Source organism: Dictyobacter vulcani (assembly GCF_008974265.1).
GTDB lineage: Bacteria > Chloroflexota > Ktedonobacteria > Ktedonobacterales > Ktedonobacteraceae > Dictyobacter > Dictyobacter vulcani.
In genome coordinates this window covers 1020966-1041139 of sequence record NZ_BKZW01000002.1, presented here as the reverse complement: position 1 = coordinate 1041139, position 20174 = coordinate 1020966, and the positions used below count along the sequence as shown (strand labels likewise).

Here is a 20174-nt window from a genome sequence, read left to right as displayed (position 1 = left end):
AAAATTGAAAATTTTTAAGATGCAGAGCGGGCAACGCGTGGCTGCCAGTGTTGGGCCATAGCTGTACGCAACAAGGGGCGAGCGCGCTGGAAGTAGGTTTTCGCAGTAGCTTCAGGCATACTCAATGTTTTACCAATTTCGGCAAAGCTTAGCTGAGAAGTGTAACGTAAAAGTACTACCATGCGGAATTTCGGAGGCAAGGCGTCGATGGCCTCACGCAATTTCTCCTTCAGGTCGCTACGCTCAGCCATTTCGTCTGGCAGCGGACTACCATCAGGGATAATTGCCAGGGGTGAAAGATCTTCTTCATCATGGGAAGATTCTAATTCAGAGAAATGGATCGCTCGTTTGCGGCGCAATTCATCCAGACAGCGGTTACGAGCAACCTGGAACAACCAGGCCTTCAAAGGCTCACCAGTTCGTAGAGTAGGCATAGAAATATAGAGCTGAGTGAAAACTTGTTGAGATATATCACAGGCGAGATCATAATCACTGAGTAGATGGCAAACAAAATTAAAGATAGGAGTATTATAACGGCGTACCAGGACTTCAAACGACCTCTGATCGCCTGCCAATGTCTGTTTTACCAATGTACCATCTGATAATTCTGTATTCTGTATATTTGTTTTTGTGGTTTCCCGAACTTGCATTTCATCAACCTCACTTTCTTTTGTCTCCATTATCATAGTGCCTTTGCTGAGATAACACAAGCGTTTTTGAGCTCTATAAGCTCTACCATAAGCCAGTCTAAGCATAAATTTAAGAGATTAGGAACAGCTTAGCCGAACCTTAGAACTTTCTAAGCTTATCAGGCAGTCAACATGAAAATTACGGCTTTTTTTCTCTATATTTTTATCTATTTACATGCTATTATATATAATATAATTTTTATCATTTGCTACACACTAATAATCATAAAGATCGTTTTGAGATATCACAGAGCTGTAGATTGCTGTGGTATATGACATAAGCGTAACCCGCCGCAAGCCGCTGTGGTTTGAACCCAAGCGGATAGGCGGGTTTCTCGTGGGCTTTAGCCCTCGCTTGTTGCAATATCGTCTTTTCTCCTGTATACTGCAACAATGGAAAAGACGAGTACATTGCAGTATCAGCGTGACGAGCACCGCGTCCATCTTATTGTGTATCATCTCATCTGGTGTCCTCGTCGTCGCAAAGCCATTCTTACGGGTCCCATCAAAGAACGGTGTCAACAGATACTCGAAGAGAAATGTCTGGAAAAAGGTTGGAGTATTCTCACCCTGGCGATTCAACCTGACCATATTCATCTTTTTATCCGCGTCTGGCCTTCTGAAAGTGCCGCTGATGTGGTGAAAGAACTTAAGGGCATCACGTCCTTTCATTTACGAAGGGAGTTCGCCCCTATCATGAAGAAAATGCCTTCGACCTGGACCCGTTCCTATTTTGCCAGCACGGCTGATGCAGTGAGTGCTGAGACCATTCAACACTATATCAATGCGCAAAAAGGAATCTAGTGGGGAGGAAGGGAGGGAGTCATCGCATGGCAAAGGCAACGAAAACCATCACACAAGCAATGCAGTATCCATCCCGGTATGCTGCCTGGTTTACGACCACACAGGCATTGTTCAACACAGTGGCTTCCTTCTACTTTGAGGTCATCACAGCTCACGAGCAGGTGCTGTTGCTTTCCTCACACAAAGCCTTGCATGCCCTTGAGACATTGACCCATGCGACGGAAGAGAACCCCGATCCGGTGATGCCGCTCGATGCCATTGCTCCTCAGGTTCCTGCCCTCTTTCGCCGTGCCGCTATTCACGCAGCTCTTGGCTCCGCCCACGCCTTTGAGACGAGCTTGCAGAAGTGGCGTGCGCGCAAAGAGAAAGCGGCCCTCAAAAAGAAGCGTTTCACCGAGCACCCACCGGTTCCCCCGCGGACCTGGAATCGGTCGCCGACGTTCTACAAGGGCCAGTGGAAAGGGCGAACTGCGTCCTCCATTCTTCTCAAGCTCTGGACAGGGGCGAGTTGGATTTGGGTCAACGTTCGGCTCTTGAGCCGTGACCTTCCCGATGGCTATGAGCCGGGGAGTCCGTCGCTGGTTCGCCATGGCTCACATTGGCGGTTGCATACCCCGGTCGAAAAGACCTTCACCAGTCCGGGGAAGGTGGCTGTGCAACTGGCTCATGCCCAGACACGCATCTGTGCCATTGATCTCAATCTCGACCATCATCTGGCGGTCTGTACCATCCAAACAGCCGACGGCTCGACCGTTGCCACCACCTTTCTCAGTGGCGGCAAACGCGTAAATGGCCGTAGGAAGTGGCTGCTTGGTCGTATCGCCCGCAACCGTCGTAAGACGGGTATCCTGGCCGAAAACGAACCCGATAATCTGGCATTATGGGAGAAAATCCGTCATGTGGATGAGCAGGTGGCACACCTGATCAGTGCGCGCATTGTCCACTTTGCTCGTCAGCATCAGGCGAGTGTGCTGGTATTTGAACATCTGGGCAAGCTGAAGCCGCAAAAAGGACGCTACAGTCGCCGAGGGAACAGCAAACGAGCCTTCTGGATGAAGGGGCGTATATTCACCAATGCCAAATATAAAGCGTGGAACGAGGGCATGATCACGAGTCGGGTGAACCCGCGCAACACGAGCCGCGAATGCGCCCGTTGTCATGGCCTGATTGTACGTTACCATGCCAAGCAGGGGCCCGAGCCAGAAGGCTACACACCTGGGGCACCGTTGGCCTGGTGTCCTGCGTGTGGCATGAAGGGTCATGCCGATCGAAATGCCAGCCTGGTCATTGGTCAGCGCTTGCGTACACGGGTTCATCATCAGGAAAAGCCTCGCGCTCCTCTCCTGGGTCCAGGAGAGAGGGATGAGAAATCATCAGGTGTTGTCCGTTCCCAAGACGCCAACAGCAAAGGTGGCCCATCGCGCCGCCGAGCACGGAGGCACGGAACGGGCAAGGGGCATGGCACCGCCCATGAGGATCACGCCAGGATGGTGGCGCCCTCCGCTATTCCTCGCCCATTACCTCTGTTCAGTGAGTTGTAGCAACGCTATCTATCTCGAACAGTGGCGTACGCAGGCGTGGAAGAAGCCGCCGCCCTTTCAGGGCGTGCGGAGTGTCACTTTCATCTGGCATGCAAACATAATAGAGGAGAAAAATCATGGTCAAAAAAATCGGAGGAGTCCGGATACTCTACCTGATAGTCCTGATAGTCTTGCTCACAATTGGAGCTTTCGTATTTGTGGCGCACGCTACCCCACCACCGACGCCAACAATATTAAAGGTTACACGTCCACACAATCCACTCAGGCCAGAACTGGCTGTTATCAACAAGCGCATCACCAATGCCGCTGCGGTCCAAAAACTGTATCAGGCAGCCCTGGCACTACCTGAAGCCTCATCCGCACTCCGTCATTGTCCTGCGGACTATGGCATGGCATATAAACTGACATTTTTGGACCATGATACAAAAATCAAGACAATGGAATTAAAGATCACGGGCTGCCAGGCGCTCAGCATTGACACGGACACTATTTTCAATCATAAGGATGCCAGAGACACCAACACAGCTTTTAATGATCTCTTCAGCCACACAATTGGCTTCGCAAGCACCAATGATCTTTATAAGTAATATGTTATCTGATCTGCAAAAGGGTAAGCGCGTTTTTCGACTACGCGCTTACCCTTTTGCAGATCAGATAATCAGAAATACATATCAGCTGTATAGCAACCAGGCACGCTCTACGTCGTCTCGACACTGGCGGCAGCATTTTGCGTGGATTGATCGAACAACCAGAAATGATCGACTGGACCATAGCCATGGCCAATATTGAGGGCCGCCGCGTGCTCAATCGCGCCGGTAATATAGCGCTTGGCCCGCACCACGGCTTCATCCATTGACCAGCCGCGCGCCAGAAAGGCGGCAATCGCCGCGGAAAATGTACAACCGGTGCCGTGAGTATTCGGTGTCTGGATACGTTCAGCACGTAAATCGACAAAATCCTGGCCATTATAAAAAATATCAATCGGTGCCTGGGGACGATGCCCACCTTTAATAATCACATAGCGTGGACCCAGCGCATGAATCGCCCGGGCCGCTTCCCGCATAGCATCCTCGGTGTGGAGCGACCTGCCCGTCAACACTTCTGCCTCGAGTAGGTTAGGCGTCACTACTTCCGCCAATGGGAGCAGGATTGAAGAAAGGGTCTTGACCGCCTCAGTTCGTAGTAAGCTTGCACCTCCTTTGGCAACCATGACAGGATCCACCACCAGGCGCAGTTGCCAGTACCTGGCGCGTTCAGCTACAGCCTCTATTATTTCCGAGCTTGACAACATTCCTGTTTTCGCTGCGTCCGTGCCGATATCCTCCATGATCGCATCAATCTGCGCTACAATTTGTTCAACAGGCAGGTCGTAAGCACTACGGACGCCAAGGGTACTTTGCGCCGTGATCGCCGTAATCGCTGACGTCCCATAGACTCCTAGAGCGGCAAACGTCTTTAAATCAGCCTGTATACCCGCACCACCACTCGAATCCGATCCCGCTATCGTCAATGCCCGAGGAGTACCGCTATCGCTATTTTGCTCATCTAACATATCAGGCTCCTTGTATCTGTCTTCTTTATTTATACAATACACAACACCTATTATGGAAGCTTTCCACGCTCAGACTGCGTTCACAGGTGCATTACAACCATGCAACCATGCAATTACAGCACGTCAGAAAAAGCCACTATGATACCAGTAGAGGCCACCACGCCCCCTCGTCAGGTAATCCACAACACAGGTGCCACGACACAAAATAAAGAAATCAATCAGCAAGACCGCCGCCCAGGAGGAAACCCAGAGGTATGTCAACAACAGAAAATCGGCATAAAAACCCAGAAAACTGGTGGTCAGTTCTGTATCAGAATAGCGCCACAAAGAAAAGCACGACAGATGCGATCTCTTACGGCACCAGCCAGTACCGTAAGAGATCGCATCTCAAGACAAATCATTTCCTATTGCAGATCTTTGTTGATGCGGACTTTTGGAGTCGCACAGCACAAGCTAGAGAGAAGCGTGCTCCTGCATATCCCGAACTGCGATTTCAAGATACGAGGCCGATGCTTCACCATGAAAAATGGTGTTTCTCGCCAGATATGGAGGTGCTTCATATGGGAAGTAGATAAAGTTGTCAAACACTGTCGCTTTCAGGAGGTCGGGTCGACTCCCAATCTCGAGTCTCAGACGATGATTCGTCTTGAAAAGGTTAGCTGTAGGCGTCAGGCTGAAACAAAGGCTAACGGGACTCCCCGGCTTCAACGGCTCTGGGTATTGGTGCTCATGTATAACTTCATCCAGCCGTGAGAGTTGTTCGTCAATCTTACGGTGGGATGCTTGCAGCCAACCAAAGGAAAGCAAGCGCACACTACCTTCAGGGGAGACATCACTCAAGCGCGCAATCACATGTGTATCAAGCGCCGTAGAAGAGAGAGTCAACTGGAGCTTTATCGGACCAGTGATCTCTGTGTCCGCAACGAATGGGTCGCTAAGGTAGGTCACATGCTGGGCGGTATACTTCTCTAATTCTTTCGGATAATTCATGCCTCGTGGAATAGCAGCAAATTGGAGCGATGTCGGTTGTGTGGGAAGCTCCCGTTGCAACACATGGAGATCCTCACTGCGTTCTGCACGTGTGTGTAAGTAGAACCGTTGCGTAGTTGTTTCTGGGATTGGCCAATCGGAGGCGCTTTTCCAGCAATCGGCCCCTTGCAGCCAGTAGCGTACAGCGGGCTGTTCGTCGATTCCCGTATCTATGCCTTTGAGATAGTAATCATACCAGGCCAGCAATTCACCATGATAGTTCGACCATGGCCATCTGGGATCAGGAGGCCCGATAAACAGCTTTTTGGGAGCATCGATACCGTGCCAGGCCTGAAACGCCCCCCGTGCATGGATCCCGGGATTCGCCCAATTGGTCCCAATGCACACAGGAACCTGAATGCGATCCAGCACCGGCCAGGCTGACTTTTCCCGGTAAAATGGTCCATCGTACAGCTCATCAAATGCAAGTTGCGCGAAATCACGCATCCATTCACCATCTGGATGCATCTGCTGCGGCATCTTTTCTTCGTTCTTAAAAAAAAAGCCTGTAATTTTCTTTTGGATCCAATTTCGGTTGAGAAGATAGCTCCCAAGGTGGCGGAGTACAGGGGGAACGGAAACTTTTTGCGTAGATCCCACAAATGTATAGTATGGGGCAAAGAAGCCCGAATGAAATGCCCCACCATGATAGGCAAAATGGCGATACAGGTCAGTAAATCCTAGATAGGGAAAAATCGCCTTGAGGTGCGGCGGTTGCTGGGCCGCCGCCAGGTACTGGATGGCGGCAAAATAGGACATGCCAATCATACCCACATTCCCATTGGACCAGGATTGCGTCGCCGCCCACTCAATGGTATCCGCCACGTCTTTCTGCTCCTGGGGAGAAAAATGCATCATGTGCTGACCACTCGATTTTCCAGTGCCCCGCGCATTCACCGTCAGGTGGCAATAGCCTCGAGATACAACATAGCTGACCTGGCCCACTTCGTTGATGGGGAGAGGAAGACCGGTATTCTGCAATTCTTTCGTGTAACCTGACCAGGCCAGCAGGACAGGAAAAGCCTCATCTGCATCAGGTCGGTAGAGGTCTCCTTTCAAAATAGTGCCGTCAGGTAAAGGGATGGAAATATCAGGGATGAAGAGGATGCTGTACACCGGTTGAGAGACTTTCCTGGGCCTCCAGTTTCCCGCGAATTGTTCGCCTGTAAGTTTGGCACGTGGAGGCACGCGTAATGGGGAAGGTTTCGCGGCCTTTCCCTTCTCAGTACTAACCATATATTCTCCTCAAGGGAAGAGCTCACACAACTCTTCCCACAAAATAGCTAATACTTTGTCAAACTTCATTTGATGAGTTGTGCGCCCGCTACGCGGGCGGGAGGGAGGAGATGTCGGGGACACAGCCCCCGATCCCCCAGTCAAGGGGCTCGCCGCTTGATCATGCCCCCGGCATGCTCGCTTGCATCCCCGCCTCCCCATCACATGATATCTGACAGAGTACTAGTGACACGCTCAAGGTACGCAAGATACATGGCGAAACCGCCTACGAACCATTGCTGTCCATAGACGGTTTCATTCAAATATCAATGTACTCCACAGGTTTTTGCTACCCTAGAATAGCCGGGACACCTGCAAGACAGGGACTACACCCTTTCCTGAACCCGAGCTTCATTCGGGTGCGCGCAATACGCCACCACGAGGTCCGCGCGAAATTCAATGTTCTCGGAGAGTTCATTACAGCGCTTCACATGATGTGGGTTCTTCGCCAGCATTGCCTGGAGATCCTCAAGGCTGCGCCATTGTGCATAGTTAATGATGCGTGTCCCATCTTTACTTACATGGAAGTTAGCGCTGATGAAACCAGGGGCTGTTACCACAGCTTCTTCTGTCATTGCCTTCAGGTAATCCATCAGGGCCTGCTGGTTTTCAGGCTTGACCGTCAGCGTATTGATCATAGTACAGATCGGCTGATTTTCGAGAATCGTCGTTCCACGAACAGTATCTTTTTCGTCACTCATCGTTTGCTTTTCCTTTGCTGGAATTGGGAAACTTGCCTGTTTTTGCCTGGTCAGGAATCAGCTCTTTTTCTTTACAACTAAAAGCTTACAAGGCCGTTTCGGGCATCGCTTCAAGAATCGCTTTGAAATGTTCCTGATTGCTCTGCATATGGTTGGTCATTCGCTTGAGCACCTGTTCATTGCTCACTGGCGCCTTTGGATCCATCTCAAAATCCTGAATCCAGGTCATGAGAACGCCTCCATCAACCGGCTGATAGGTCCAGGTCAGATGCATGTAGAAAAAAGGAAACTTGGGATTGCCACGCTGGGCGATGGCTTCTCGCTTTGCATAATCCAAAATGCGCCACGACTGCCAGGTTTCACCCTCTTCATTCGTCAGCTCAAACTCGATCCTGGCAAAACGACCATCACGTTCAAAAGAGAGCACCCTGGCCCCACGGTATTCCTTAAAGAGTTCTGGCCAACGTGCAATATCGTTGGTTATAGCAAAAATTCGATCTGGGTCGCGGGCAATGACAATAGATGCTTGTGCTTGAGGCATCATCTTTCTCCAATCTATAAAAAAAATATTTCATCAAAAACCATAGGAAACAACTGCATAGTCCATGCCAGCTGTATTCCCACCATGAGAGTAAGTAACCGGCATATTACAAGATCAGCCAAGCGGACGACTGAGCAGCGCAGCCGCAAGGTTCGTGCGATTAATCTCACCTCGCGCTTCTTTCATGGCCCGCTCCAGATTAATGGCATGGCGTTCAGACTCAAGCCATCCTGTCAGGGGACCGGGATCAAAAGCGGCCAGCGCATCGCGCAAAGATTGACCAGAGCGTACTGCCTCACGTCCCAACCGCTCAACGGACAGAAAATAATCACGCAGGACGATCAGATCGTCACATGTACCGAGAGCACCATGGCCAGGTACGACCACAACTGGTTCAAGGGCAATGAGTGCATTCAAGGCCTCGATCCAGCCCGAAACCAGGCCATTGAGGGCAAGTGGAATAACGCCCTTGAAACCAATGTCTCCTGTAAGCAGGACACGCGATTCCGGGAACCAGACAGCAAGATCAGTCGCTGTATGCGCTGGCGAAAAGGTAAGAATCTGGCCGCCCCGTGGTACGGCCTGATGCTCTGGCAGAGGCACTGGCTGCACCAGTTCCAGTTCCGCGAAGCGTCCCTTAAAGCGCGGCATCAAATGATCGTAGATGGAGACCGGCAGGCCCAGCTGTTGCCCCGCCTGAATTGAGCGTGGATGCGCCAGGATACGGGCATGGGAGAAAACTATGTTCCCTCCTACGTGGTCTACATGGTGGTGGGTGTTTATCACGCTCTCCACAGAGGCGCCCCTGTGGACAATCTCCTGGGCCATCTGCATGGCCATTTCTGGAAAGGTCATCGTATCGACCACCAGGGCACTGCCCCGCTCAATGATAAAAGACGCATTGGAAACACCCATCTGACCATCGCCGTGGATAACGGCAAAGATACCATCGGCTATTTCATGCGTCTTTTGTTCAGGCCACACACTCATTTGCTTGCGGCCTCTTTTCCTGCTATCGTATGTACGACCAGCTGAACAACCTCATCTACCGTCGTACATACCCGTAGTTCGGCAATAGAAAATCGCAGGCCAAACTCTTTTTCCAGAGCAAGGCATATTTCGACCTGCCCAATTGAATCAATGCCAAGGTCTGTCAACAGATCCGTATCTGATCTGATCTCATCGTCTTCGTCTACCTGACAGCGAAGAATCGCTACCACGCGAGGATAAATAGTTTCTTGAAGAGCATCATTCACCATATGAGGTATCTCCTTTACAAACAACTGATCACCTACCAGACAAATAGCCAGGTAAAACTCACCGAAATAGTGCCTGCCCCGCTCACGCTAGACCCACTTTTGCAGGACCATGGAGGCATTCGCTCCACCGATACCGCGTGCGTTGAGCAGGCAGTGGTCAAACGAATCGGTGGGGCGAGGCTGACACACATAATCAAGGTCACAACCTGGGGCTAGCTGATCGAGATGCGGGGTCGAGGGGATCATCCCCTGTTGCATCGCGAGCAGTGCAACCGCCATATCTACGGGAAAAGCTGCGCCAAATAGGTTACCAAAGGCTGCCTTAGGAATCGCGATTGGGACCTGCATAGCCGCCTCGCCCAGCGCCAGGTGAATTGCACGCGTCTCCGAGACATCTTCGTCAGGGACCGCCGAACCTGCCGCGAAAAGGCAGTCCAACGCTTCGGCCTGTACGTTGGCCTTCTGCAGAGCGCCTGTCATTGCTGCCGCATAACGCTCGCCATCGGGGCAGGTTTCACAGCATCATATCCATCATTGGTTGAAGCCCAACCGGCAATCTCGGCAAGCACAGGGGCTCCGCGCTTCTGCGCATCATCTGCGCGTTCGAGCACAAAGAAGGCTGATCCTTCACCCGCGACCAATCCATTATGTTCCCGATCAAACGGTCGATACGCCCTGGTCGACAGTGTTTCCGACTGCGTTGACATCAACCCGGAGGTTTCATAGCAAAGCGCAGCATAGGCAGAAAATGGCGCCTCAGTTCCTCCAGCGATCATAATATCAGCTCGCCCACGCTGGAGGCACTCAGCAGCGTGGATGAGCGCCAGGGCCCCGCTCGCTCGATCACTGAGGAATGTACGCCCGATACCTTTGATACCAAAATAAATAGAGAGATTCCCCTGCACAGCGGCAGGAAACCAGGCCATCGCCATATGCGGATTGACCTCACGTGGACCCGAACGCCACAGGTGGCGCAATTCTCGCTCAGCAAACTCCCATCCACCCAGGTTGTTCCCAACCGTAATGCCGATGCGATGGCTTTCCTGCTCCTGCCCACTCCAGATGGGCTTATTCCCGGCGTCCAGCAGGCCTGCATTCTGTAGAGCCAGCTGGGCGCTAATCAACCCAAAGGTCGAGAAACGATCGATCTTCCGTGTTACACGGGATTTGAGATAGGCATCAGATCGAAAATCGAGAAATTGTCCTCCAACCCGGCAGCGTAGATGTGATGTATCAAAGGTCTTCAGCGGCTTCAATCCGCTTTCTCCTCCCATCAACTTTTCCCACAGAACCTCGGAACCAATCCCAAAGGGCGAGATCACTCCCATACCAGTAATAACGATTCTTGCCATTATGCATCCTTCGTCGGGCAGGTTTCGATAACCATAGCCGCATGGAGACCAGAAAAGCCGCTTGCCGTGGTCAGCATATGCGTCATGCTGTGAGGCCGGGCGTGATTGGAAACATAATCCAGATCACACCGAGGATCTGGATTGATCAGATTGATTGTGGGATGGATCTGCTGCGCCTGCAGACTCAGCGCGCAGGCCACAACCTCGACCGCGCTAGCCGCTGCTAACGCATGGCCCACCATCGATTTCGTCGAGTTCACAGGGACGGCGAAGGCTTGCGGGCCTAGCGATGTTTTCAACGCTAGCGTCTCAAAATGATCATTTTGCGGCGTAGAAGTTCCGTGTGCATTGACAAAGTCGATATCAGTAGGCTCCAGATGGGCCTGACGCAGTGCACCGCTAATAGCTCGTGCAAGGTCGCGCCCCTGCGGCGACATATCGGTCATGTGCATCGCATGCTCGACAACATCACATCCCGTGATTTCTGCATATATCGGTGCCTGGCGCGCCAGGGCGTGCTCTAACTCCTCAAGGACGACAATACCGCACCCTTCGGAGAGCACAAAACCATCTCGATCAACGCTGAACGGGCGAGATGCGGTTTCCGGCTCCGGGTGGTGAGAGAGGCAATTAATGATATCAAATGCTGCGATAGTAATCGGGGTAATCGGGGCTTCAGAAGCCCCGGCGAACATTACATCATGATCTCCATAGGCAATGCTCTCATAGGCATAGGCAATCGCGTCGAGTCCACCGATACACCCTGTTGACAGCGTCGCGCACTCTCCTTGAAACCCATAGTGGGCACCTAGCGCGAGCGCGGCGGAATTTCCCATCGCCCCAGCATAGAGAAATGGCGAGACATTATCGGTAGCATAGGTATCGTCGACATCGTTCGTCACTTTGGTAAACTCGAGATCAAGGGTCTGTGTACCACAGATGGCGGTTGCCAGCGTCACACCAACGCGCGTGTGATCCAATACGGCCTGATCAAGCTGAGCATCCAGGAATGCCTGATGCGCCCCCTCAAAGGCGAATTGGATAAAGCGATCTGCAGTATGATAGGCTGCAGGTACATGGTGGCGCTCGGGCTCAAAATCTGACACTTCACAAGCTACTTGTGCGCCAAACTGATGATGCCCGAAGAGAGGGGAACAGGTCACACGTTCAAGGGCGACAGCCCCAGAGACCCCATTCAGCAAATTCTGCCAGAATGCCTCTTTCCCGATCCCTACCGGGGAAACAACTCCCAGGCCCGAAATAACAACTCGACGCATTACATCTCCTCTCTCTGTGCAACTACCACCGGGAACGGCCCCGCAACGTGAAAGCGCCGTGCATCTTGCAAGCCTGCTTCAGTCAACCAGTGGATGATCTCTTCTGCGGTCCGTATACGCCCCTGCTGAGTATTGACGAGCATAGAAAGATCCAATGTAATCGCTGGAGGCGGACTGGTACGATCATCTGCATAAAAGACGTCCGAGATTAGTAGCGTTCCCCCAGGACGCAAGCTCTGCACTAGTTTCGCGAACAGAACCTTCGTGCGTTCGTCACTGATGAAACGGCAAACATGGCCACAAAGAATGAGATCATACGAGAGAGGGGGATACGCGAATGTTTCCATATCTGCCTCAATCCACGTATATCGATCTTCCAGGCCTTGCGTCGCAATGTGTTTCTGCCCCTGTTTCACAACGGTAGGGAGATCGAGGGCGGTTACACGGGCAGCGGGATACTGCTGAGCGAAACCAGCGCTCCAGGGTGCGCTCCCCGCTCCGACGTCTAGCACATGTAACGCTGTGTCGTGCAACCTCCCCAGCGGAAGTTCGGCGGCCGTACGGCGAGCAATTGGAAAAACCAGTGGAAAGAGATCGACGACACGTGGGGCAAAAAAGGCCTCTGCCGTCGTAGCCTCACCGAGATCGCGATAGGGGACAGAAGTGCGCATGGTCTGGTCAAGTTCGAACCATGCCGGCACATAATCGACCATGGCCAGAGTATCTCCACCAAGATAGGAGGTCTTCCCTTCTACGAGAAATACATCAGCAATGGGAGTCAATCGATAGGTGCTGCCTTCACTTTTCACAAGCCCGAGCGCTTCTAAGCCCTTCAAGAGCCGTTCCATCGCTTCGCGCCGCGTAGCAGTAAGGGTCGCGAGTTCGTCAGGAGAGAGCGCATTGTCGGCAAGATACGTAAAAAGGTTCAGGCGTACCGATGCAACTAATATCGCGGTACGAGCAAAAGCATAATTCATATCAAGGATTACTTGAGGCAGAAGCTTTTGCTCACCCTGACCAGGTACAGAAGAGTTCATCTACGATTCCTTAAGAAAAATAAATAATGCATCAATCGTCAATGCTAAAATACGAGATACGTGCAATTCCCCCAGGAAAAATGCACACATGAAAACAAGCAGTTCAATGCGTTCAAAAAATCATGCTGAATTCCATAAACGCATTCGCCTGTCTTCTCCAGAACGTATATTATACAAGGTATCAGGTTTACACGAAATATGTCAAGTTTACACGGTAAATATGCCAAAAATCTGTAAAGGGATAGGTGATAATCTTGAAATCGGAAAAAATGAGAATACAGAAAGATCATATGGAAAAACCACTTCGATTTTAGCAACCAGTTAGTGCAGAGAGATCATGAATGTTGCGATGAAGGAGATAAACATATATAATCAATAGTACTTATAAACAAGTAATTGATTGACTTGTGATCCATCAGAGGCTATCTTTTCTACCAAAGAGGCGATAGTAAAGTTGGCAGCTTAAGGAATAAGCAATTGGGTAAATAGGCAAAAAACCTTATTTGCCAGTCAAACACTCGCCCTCGTTGCCTTCTTTGTGTGGATCTTCATCCCAAAAGAACCTCTGCTCATAGTGGAGATTGCCATCAGAAAGCTGATCCTGCCATGGGCATTCACTTACGCACTATTTGAACACACGAACGCTCAAATAGGAGGCGTTCCCGATGATAGCCGTAATTGCCTTATGGTAACTACGTATAACACTGACCCTACACAGCAGTGTAGAACGTCTATACAGGTTAATAGCACATACACTATATACTTACATCATGAGTAGGTAGATGAATATCAATTCATAAACATTGCTATCATCTTAGCTATGTGCTTATAATTATCGTTAATGAGTTTCCATAATCTCAACAGTATCCCTGGTAAGGAGGATATTTCTTGTGAATAAAGACTTCTCAGGCCCTCGTAAGGAACAGTTTCCTTCGAGAAGTCAAAGCAACATGGGTAATCAGTCAACTGTTTCTGTGATTAATCAGGAACCGGAAAAAGACACAAGCCCTTTGCGTTGGTGGTACCGACTTACGGCTCCTCTTCCCGCTTCCGCAACTGCAACACTCCAGCAACGGGATCTCTCGCGCCGAGGTCGACTGACCAGTGCAACCTTGCTGATTATTATTCTTCTGGTTCTTGCCGCCGAACCAACCGCTATTTTTGGACAAAATAAGTCATTGGTCTTTATTTTGCTCATCCCGGTAGCTATCGACATTGTGGCTCTTATTTTCAACAAACTTGGAAAAATCACGATCGCGGGAATCCTGGTTATCGTAGGAATTGAAGTTGGTCTCATTCTCTCTATTCTGGGGCCAGCCCTTGGAGGGGGTGGACTGACGACCTATGTACTCCCACAATTTGACCTGCTTGTACAGGCAGAGTTCGTGGCAGTCACGTTGTTGCCTCCGCGATCGGTTTTTGTGGTATTTTTCTTTAACATTGCTTTTATTTTGCTCTCCATCCTGTATCTGCCACATACGGCTGAATTCAATGCTGTTTTTGCAGCCAATCGCTATGACCTTTTTCTGCGCCCGATTACACTGGCAGCTATTGTCGCAGTGGTAACCTACCTGTGGGTTACTAACGCCAATCAAGCAATCAAACGAGCGGACCGCGCAGAAGTTGTGGCAGAATTAGAGCGCCGTGAAGTCGAAAGACAACAACAAGAAATCACACTGAAGCAGCAGTTAGACCAGGGCATTCAATTAATTTTACAGACCCATGTAGAGGTTTCCAATGGCAACTTTGCTGCACGCGCACCTTTAACAAAAGAAAACGTACTCTGGAGGATTGGCTATTCACTTAATACATTACTCGCCCGTCTTCAAAGTTCAAACCAGGCAGAAGTTGAACTTCAGCGCGTACAAGCCGAAACAGCGCGCCTGGTAGAAACCCTTCGAAGGGCCAGAGCTGGCCAACCAGTAAAGTTTAATCGCACAGGGACGTACCTGGATCCACTTATTTTAGAGCTTATGAGCATCCCAAACAGTGCGGGGCCAGAAAAAAACAACGCTCCAGTTACAACACAAGGGTTGACCTTCAGTCAGACAAAAAACACGAGAGAACGGGGGGAGTCTTAATACCCGTGATGGGCGCGCATGTGCGCGCCCATTATGAAAAATTTCTTATACATTACAGAACTAGAGTATCAGGAGATAAAGGCACAAAAGACCGGGCTTTCAACCGTACACTGATCGGCAGAGCGCCTCCAGGATATTTAATCATCACGCCGAAAGAAGTTCCGTAGCCCTTTGTGCCTCCTGACGTTTTCAAGGATTGTGCCATCGAAATTTGCATTCGTTACATTTGCATCCCGTATATCAGCGCGGGTGAGGTCGGCCGCTGTTAAATTGGCAAAACTGAGATTGGCCTGCCTCAAATCAGTCTCTCTTAGATCGGCAGCTGAAAGGTCTGCCCCACTGAGGTCCGCCATTTGTAAACTGGCAGAATGTAGTGAGGCAAGGCTGAGATTCGCGCCCTTCAAGATAGCATTGTTGAGGGTTGCAGATATAAGATTGGCAAAGCGTAGGTTCACCTGGCTGAAATTAATCTGTTTAAGATCTGCTCCACGCAGATCTGCCTGACTCAAATCAGGCTTGATATGCGGGTTCGCCTGCCTCCATTGGTTCCAGTAGGTTGTTCCCTTTTTGAGAATATAAAGATGGTCTTGATGTGCCATCCTCGTTGCTCCTTTATCCCGATAAATGGAAAGAAAAATAAAAAAAGAAAGGAATGAAAGGAATAGATGTGCCATACTAGCTCTGTTCCATTACAGAGATAACAATGAATTCAGTGTTCTGATACTCCCAAATACTCATATGCGCCACTGCAACTCTCTCTAACGGGGCATACAATGGCTGGCCATATATAGAAAAGGGCAATTCCTTAACGCGATCATGTGAACAAGAGAATGTTTGAAACAAGTTGATAATGAATGTAAAAACACACAAATAAGATATCGCAGTTGAAAGAGTTGAACCATCGTTATCTTTCCTTAATCCGCTATCAATATAGTAAAAAAGTCCGGCTCTTTCTGTCAAGGAATCCTATCAAATAACCATATATGGCTATTCACCTGTATTTTATAAATAGTATGAGATTGTTTTTTCAGGGCTTCATATGAGCGATGAAATCAGTTCAGTAAATCGTCTTTTTGTGTATTTTTTGTAGAAGGAAATATTTATTTATGGCCACAATCCGTCCATTTCGCTTTAGTGTCGTAGCTGAAAAGGCTCAATCTCGGCAAGAATGGCTTGCCAAGGCCCGAAGCGCTGAAGATTGGGGGTATACAACGCTACTGGTGCCCGATCATTTGAACTTTGATGTCGATCCCACAGTGAGCTTGATGGCTATTGCAGATGCGACCTCTTTACGTATCGGAAGCCATGTTTTTTGCAATGATTTTCGCCATCCTCTTCTGCTGGCACGCCAGGCTGCGAACCTCGACCTCTTTTCAGAGGGGCGCTTTCAACTTGGACTCGGGTGTGGATACCTTGCTGAGGAATATCAGCAGGCTGGCATTCCTCTTGATCCGATCGGGATACGCATCTCGCGTTTTGAAGAAGCGCTTCAGATTATCAAAATGTATTTTCACCAGGAAGAGGTGACGTTTTCCGGGAAGTACTACCACATCAACGGCGCTAAAACAACGATCAAGGCAGTGCAAACACCGCACCTCCCCATATACATTGGAGGCGGCGGCAAACGGGTACTCTCAATTGCCGCACGTGAGGCAGACATCGTCGGCCTGGTGGCGCGCAATACTACCCGAGGGCTGGACTGGACATCGGCCTTACCCGATGCCAATAAAGAAAAACTGGCATGGATACGCCAGGCAGCCGGAGAGCGTTTCTCGCAGTTGGAGTTCAGCACAACCATCTTTATAGCTGCCGCGACAGACCATCCTGGACCTGCCGCTAAGCAGATCGGCAGTCGCATCGGCCTGACCGCGCAACAAACGCTTGATTGCATGCAGGTACTCGTTGGAACTACCGATCAAATCGTTAACGAATTGCAAAAGAGACGTGAGCTCTTTGGCATTTCTTGCATTGAGATTACGGAACCACACATGGAAAAGCTCGCGCCAGTGGTCGCCCGCCTGGCTGGAAAATAAGGCATGTACCATCATCCTGAATTCTATGGCAAACCCGGGGAGAAAGGCATCTGCTATCATACCCACCCAAAGGTCTAAAGCACCAGCAAAAAATTCTATTCAATACGAGAAGAATATATATAGAACAAATATGCTGCCTTGTTGAAGTGAACAACAGGCAGCATATTTGTTTATTATTCAGCCATACAGACACATTTATTCACTTTTTGTTCATGAAGTGCCTTATGCCGTCTGGCTTCCATCCATTTTATCAGAGCGCACGTGTAAGTAATAAGAACAAGCTGACTATATAAACGATGATGATAAGGAAAAACCAGGATGGCGCTTTTCTTTCACATACCGGATCAGATCAGGACGCTCTTGATTGCCGGTATTACGGTTGTGACCTTACTAGGGATTATGTTTCGTCCATGGAAAACCAATGAGGCACAGATTGCCCTGGCTGGAGCGGCACTGCTCCTGATCCTGGGACTGATTACGCCACAAAAGGCATTGGTAACATTACTCAATGACTGGAATACCTTTTTCTTTTTTCTGGGCATGATGAGTATCTCTGCGCTGGCCGAGGTAGCGGGATTATTTGACTGGCTGGCATTTCAGGCCGCCAGGTATTCCGGTCATAGTCCCCGACGGCTCTTTTTGAATACGTTTTTGCTGGGTACCCTGATCTCCATGTTTCTTTCCAATGACGCCACGGCCCTGATCCTGACACCTATCGTCTATACCCTGGTGACCAGACTGCGGCTCCCTATTTTGCCTTTCCTCTTTGCCTGCACGTTTATCGCTGACACGGCTTCATTCTTATTACCGGTGAGTAATCCGATCAATATTATCGTGAGCTCACGCTTTCCACTGGACCTCTGGACATTTCTGCGCCTGCTCTTTCTGCCTTCACTCCTGGTAATTGGGGTCAATATTGGGATCTTCTTTTTGCTATATCGCAAACAATTAAGTGGTCAGTTTGAGCTCAAACGGCTACCATCGGCAGAAGAATCGATCACACATAAAGCCTATTTCCGCTATGTCTGTGGCGCGCTGATCGTTATCTGTATCGCCTATATCATGGCGGCGGCCAGTCAGTTTCCTTTGTCGCTGGTCGCGCTGGGTGGCGCATTGATTTTACTGCTCGGGGCGCTGGCCTGGAAACAAATTACGGTTCCGGCATTGGGTAAACAACTATCCTGGAGCATCTTTGGCTTTATCGCGGGCATGTTTATCGTCGTGCAGTCCCTGGAAAGCACAGGACTCACGACTCAGTTTGGCGCGCTGCTGCTCCATCTATCGGGCGGCACACCATTTGGCGCGGTGATCGTAGGTACCCTGGGTTCAGCCCTGGGCACGAACCTGATTAATAATGTACCCATGGCCGTGGTCCTGACATCCTCGCTGCAAAGCATCCAGCACACGCCAGTGACGGTCCAACATGGATTTATCGCCGCAACCATCTTTGGCTGTGATCTGGGACCCAATTTGACGACGGTCGGCTCACTGGCTACCGTGCTCTGGCTGCTTATTTTGCGTCAGCGTGACCTGGATGTCTCGGGCTGGGATTATTTTAAAATCGGTATTATCACTACCCCGATCATGTTAATCGTAGGTGCCCTGGCCATCTGGCTTTTACTGTAACGGTACGCCTTTATGGTCATACGTTTCACTTAAGCTCTGGTACATGTACAAATAAACATTGCCCTGTTGCGGTTGCGTGTGAGTACGTCGAGAGATCGCAGCAGCAAGCGCTACCAGTACGGGTCGCAGCAACAAACGCCAATTCGCTGAAATCGAGATATGACTAAAAGGAGGATACATATGCGTGTACTTTGTTGTCTGGATGGAGATAATCTTCAACAAATTCAATCTGCTATGACTCCATTTGTCCAGGCTAATGATCTGACGGTAGGCCTGATCTATGTGGTTGATAATGGACCCCGCGATGAGATGGCGCGCAAACGTGATCAACTTTTACGACCACTACGACATGCGCCGGCCCGGGAAACCAGGATAGAGGCGGCAGAAATCGCGGTGGCACAGGATATCCTGTTTGAGGGTAAACAGGTTTTTGCGGGGGCAGAACTCCTGCAAAAAACAGGTCGGCCGGAACGAGAGATTGTCAATACAGCCGCCGAATGGGATGCCGATCTGTTACTAATCTGTCCACGCAATCCTCGTCATGCCAGTTCAGCGCCCGGACCTAAATCGGTTGGGCATGTCGCTCGTTTTGTCCTTGATCATGCTCCATGTCCGGTTTTACTTGTACGGCAGAAAAACCGTGAAATGTTTCCTCTCAAACGCGCACCGAGTCGACCATTACATGAACTCTAATGTTGAGTTTTTTTTGTCAGCATAAATCAGATAGAGCAAACAAACAACTTGTGTCCATTACAAACAGAAGTGCGCCAATGGTAGTTCTCAGGCTGCTCTGGAAACCATAACAGTTTTTCTGGATATATTCGTGTTGTGCGCTCCTCGTCTGGTATTCATATTTTCCTAATTTGCGCTTTTTCACAACTTGAGAAATTCTTCTAGAAAAGATATACTTCTCTTCATGAACAAAAAGGAGGATGCATAGTGCCAGATGGCGAATATAAACCTGTCCTGAGTGTCTCGATTCCTCCGGATCGACGCCAGGTCTTTTATACATCCCTGGCCCAGTTTCGCCAGCGTTATCCTTTCGCGACCAATAGTGGACTTGTCGTGCAGGCTGTAGTTGATGCTGCTCAGATGGAGCAGGAGTTGATCGCCCTCTTCGCGCAACTGCCCCAGATGGTACAGATTACTCCAAATGGATCTACCTATCAGTGGGAATGTCTTGAACATCAAGGAACTGCTCCCACATTACTCGAAGCTATCCAGCAAGTGTTAATGGTTCTTGTCGGTACTGGCTATGTCTATAATCAGGAACAAACTGCCGTTCCTGCTATCACTCAGAAACAGATAAAATCAGCAGAATCACAGAATCCAGAGTAAAGAGTGGCCCCAGCCACTACTATATTTCCAGGAATAAAG

Annotated in this window: 22 protein-coding genes; 9 read left to right on the top strand and 13 right to left on the bottom strand. The window is 49.9% G+C overall.

The genetic code is table 11. The features are described 5' to 3' along the window. Positions 1 to 14: 14 nt before the first annotated feature. A complete protein-coding gene (locus KDW_RS21720) occupies positions 15 to 680 on the bottom strand; it encodes an RNA polymerase sigma factor (RefSeq protein WP_233097840.1) in 666 nt (221 codons plus the stop codon). 420 nt (positions 681 to 1100) lie between these two features. Between KDW_RS21720 and tnpA the strand changes: the two genes are divergently transcribed. The 3 genes from tnpA to KDW_RS21705 all read left to right on the top strand — a co-directional run bounded on the left by tnpA (position 1101) and on the right by KDW_RS21705 (position 3621). Next, positions 1101 to 1493 (top strand): IS200/IS605 family transposase, encoded by a 393-nt coding sequence (tnpA, locus tag KDW_RS21715; RefSeq protein ID WP_233097839.1) that lies wholly within the window; start codon positions 1101 to 1103, stop codon positions 1491 to 1493. A 26-nt stretch (positions 1494 to 1519) separates the two neighbouring features. After that, positions 1520 to 3034: a zinc ribbon domain-containing protein gene (locus KDW_RS21710; protein ID WP_233097838.1), complete on the top strand. Its 1515-nt coding sequence runs from the start codon at positions 1520 to 1522 to the stop codon at positions 3032 to 3034. Positions 3035 to 3150: 116 nt separating this feature from the next. Beyond that, positions 3151 to 3621 carry a hypothetical protein gene (locus KDW_RS21705; protein WP_151758041.1) on the top strand — a complete coding sequence of 157 codons (471 nt, stop codon included), beginning with the start codon at positions 3151 to 3153 and terminating at the stop codon, positions 3619 to 3621. A gap of 110 nt (positions 3622 to 3731) precedes the next feature. Here the strand turns inward: KDW_RS21705 and thiD are convergent, their stop codons facing one another. The 11 genes from thiD to KDW_RS21650 form a co-directional block, all read right to left on the bottom strand. Continuing rightward, positions 3732 to 4586, bottom strand: coding sequence for a bifunctional hydroxymethylpyrimidine kinase/phosphomethylpyrimidine kinase (thiD, locus tag KDW_RS21700; RefSeq protein ID WP_151758040.1), 855 nt, complete (start codon positions 4584 to 4586; stop codon positions 3732 to 3734). 123 nt (positions 4587 to 4709) lie between these two features. Further along, entirely contained in the window at positions 4710 to 4913 is a 204-nt protein-coding gene (locus KDW_RS21695; protein WP_151758039.1) for a hypothetical protein, read from the bottom strand. Positions 4914 to 5039: 126 nt separating this feature from the next. Beyond that, positions 5040 to 6851, bottom strand: a complete 1812-nt coding sequence (locus KDW_RS21690) for a CocE/NonD family hydrolase (protein ID WP_151758038.1) — start codon at positions 6849 to 6851, stop codon at positions 5040 to 5042. 365 nt (positions 6852 to 7216) lie between these two features. Beyond that, positions 7217 to 7591 (bottom strand): antibiotic biosynthesis monooxygenase family protein, encoded by a 375-nt coding sequence (locus KDW_RS21685; RefSeq protein WP_198925409.1) that lies wholly within the window; start codon positions 7589 to 7591, stop codon positions 7217 to 7219. An 85-nt stretch (positions 7592 to 7676) separates the two neighbouring features. After that, complete coding sequence (locus KDW_RS21680) at positions 7677 to 8135, bottom strand: SRPBCC family protein (RefSeq protein WP_233097837.1); 459 nt, start codon at positions 8133 to 8135, stop codon at positions 7677 to 7679. Between the two features lie 111 nt (positions 8136 to 8246). Next, the gene (locus tag KDW_RS21675; RefSeq protein ID WP_151758037.1) at positions 8247 to 9122 is read right to left on the bottom strand and encodes an MBL fold metallo-hydrolase; all 876 of its coding nucleotides are present in this window, start codon (positions 9120 to 9122) and stop codon (positions 8247 to 8249) included. Further along, the gene (locus tag KDW_RS21670; RefSeq protein ID WP_151758036.1) at positions 9119 to 9391 is read right to left on the bottom strand and encodes an acyl carrier protein; all 273 of its coding nucleotides are present in this window, start codon (positions 9389 to 9391) and stop codon (positions 9119 to 9121) included. The genes KDW_RS21675 and KDW_RS21670 overlap by 4 nt, the downstream gene beginning before the upstream one ends. Positions 9392 to 9478: 87 nt before the next feature. Beyond that, entirely contained in the window at positions 9479 to 9871 is a 393-nt protein-coding gene (locus tag KDW_RS21665; protein WP_151758035.1) for a beta-ketoacyl-[acyl-carrier-protein] synthase family protein, read from the bottom strand. Beyond that, complete coding sequence (locus tag KDW_RS21660; RefSeq protein ID WP_151758034.1) at positions 9868 to 10743, bottom strand: beta-ketoacyl-[acyl-carrier-protein] synthase family protein; 876 nt, start codon at positions 10741 to 10743, stop codon at positions 9868 to 9870. Before KDW_RS21660 ends, KDW_RS21665 begins: the two co-directional genes overlap by 4 nt. Next, positions 10743 to 12020: a beta-ketoacyl-[acyl-carrier-protein] synthase family protein gene (locus KDW_RS21655; protein WP_151758033.1), complete on the bottom strand. Its 1278-nt coding sequence runs from the start codon at positions 12018 to 12020 to the stop codon at positions 10743 to 10745. Before KDW_RS21655 ends, KDW_RS21660 begins: the two co-directional genes overlap by 1 nt. Further along, positions 12020 to 13057, bottom strand: coding sequence for a class I SAM-dependent methyltransferase (locus tag KDW_RS21650; RefSeq protein ID WP_151758032.1), 1038 nt, complete (start codon positions 13055 to 13057; stop codon positions 12020 to 12022). The genes KDW_RS21655 and KDW_RS21650 overlap by 1 nt, the downstream gene beginning before the upstream one ends. 88 nt (positions 13058 to 13145) lie before the next feature. Here KDW_RS21650 and KDW_RS21645 point away from each other — a divergent pair, with 88 nt between their 5' ends. Together KDW_RS21645 and KDW_RS21640 are read left to right on the top strand one after the other, a co-directional pair. Beyond that, entirely contained in the window at positions 13146 to 13382 is a 237-nt protein-coding gene (locus KDW_RS21645) for a hypothetical protein (protein ID WP_151758031.1), read from the top strand. Between the two features lie 625 nt (positions 13383 to 14007). Then, entirely contained in the window at positions 14008 to 15138 is a 1131-nt protein-coding gene (locus KDW_RS21640) for a hypothetical protein (protein ID WP_151758030.1), read from the top strand. A 137-nt stretch (positions 15139 to 15275) separates the two neighbouring features. On the opposite strand, the gene KDW_RS21635 is transcribed toward KDW_RS21640, so the two are convergent. Next, positions 15276 to 15737, bottom strand: a complete 462-nt coding sequence (locus KDW_RS21635; protein WP_162005488.1) for a pentapeptide repeat-containing protein — start codon at positions 15735 to 15737, stop codon at positions 15276 to 15278. Positions 15738 to 16244: 507 nt separating this feature from the next. Here KDW_RS21635 and KDW_RS21630 point away from each other — a divergent pair. From KDW_RS21630 to KDW_RS21615, 4 genes are all read left to right on the top strand, one after another. Next, on the top strand, positions 16245 to 17171 hold the full coding sequence (locus tag KDW_RS21630) for a TIGR03621 family F420-dependent LLM class oxidoreductase (protein WP_151758028.1): 927 nt from the start codon (positions 16245 to 16247) through the stop codon (positions 17169 to 17171). Positions 17172 to 17489: 318 nt separating this feature from the next. Next, a complete protein-coding gene (locus KDW_RS21625) occupies positions 17490 to 18797 on the top strand; it encodes an SLC13 family permease (RefSeq protein ID WP_151758027.1) in 1308 nt (435 codons plus the stop codon). A gap of 180 nt (positions 18798 to 18977) precedes the next feature. Continuing rightward, positions 18978 to 19490, top strand: coding sequence for a universal stress protein (locus KDW_RS21620; protein ID WP_162005487.1), 513 nt, complete (start codon positions 18978 to 18980; stop codon positions 19488 to 19490). 246 nt (positions 19491 to 19736) lie between these two features. Continuing rightward, entirely contained in the window at positions 19737 to 20135 is a 399-nt protein-coding gene (locus KDW_RS21615) for a hypothetical protein (RefSeq protein WP_151758025.1), read from the top strand. Positions 20136 to 20174: the final 39 nt, after the last annotated feature.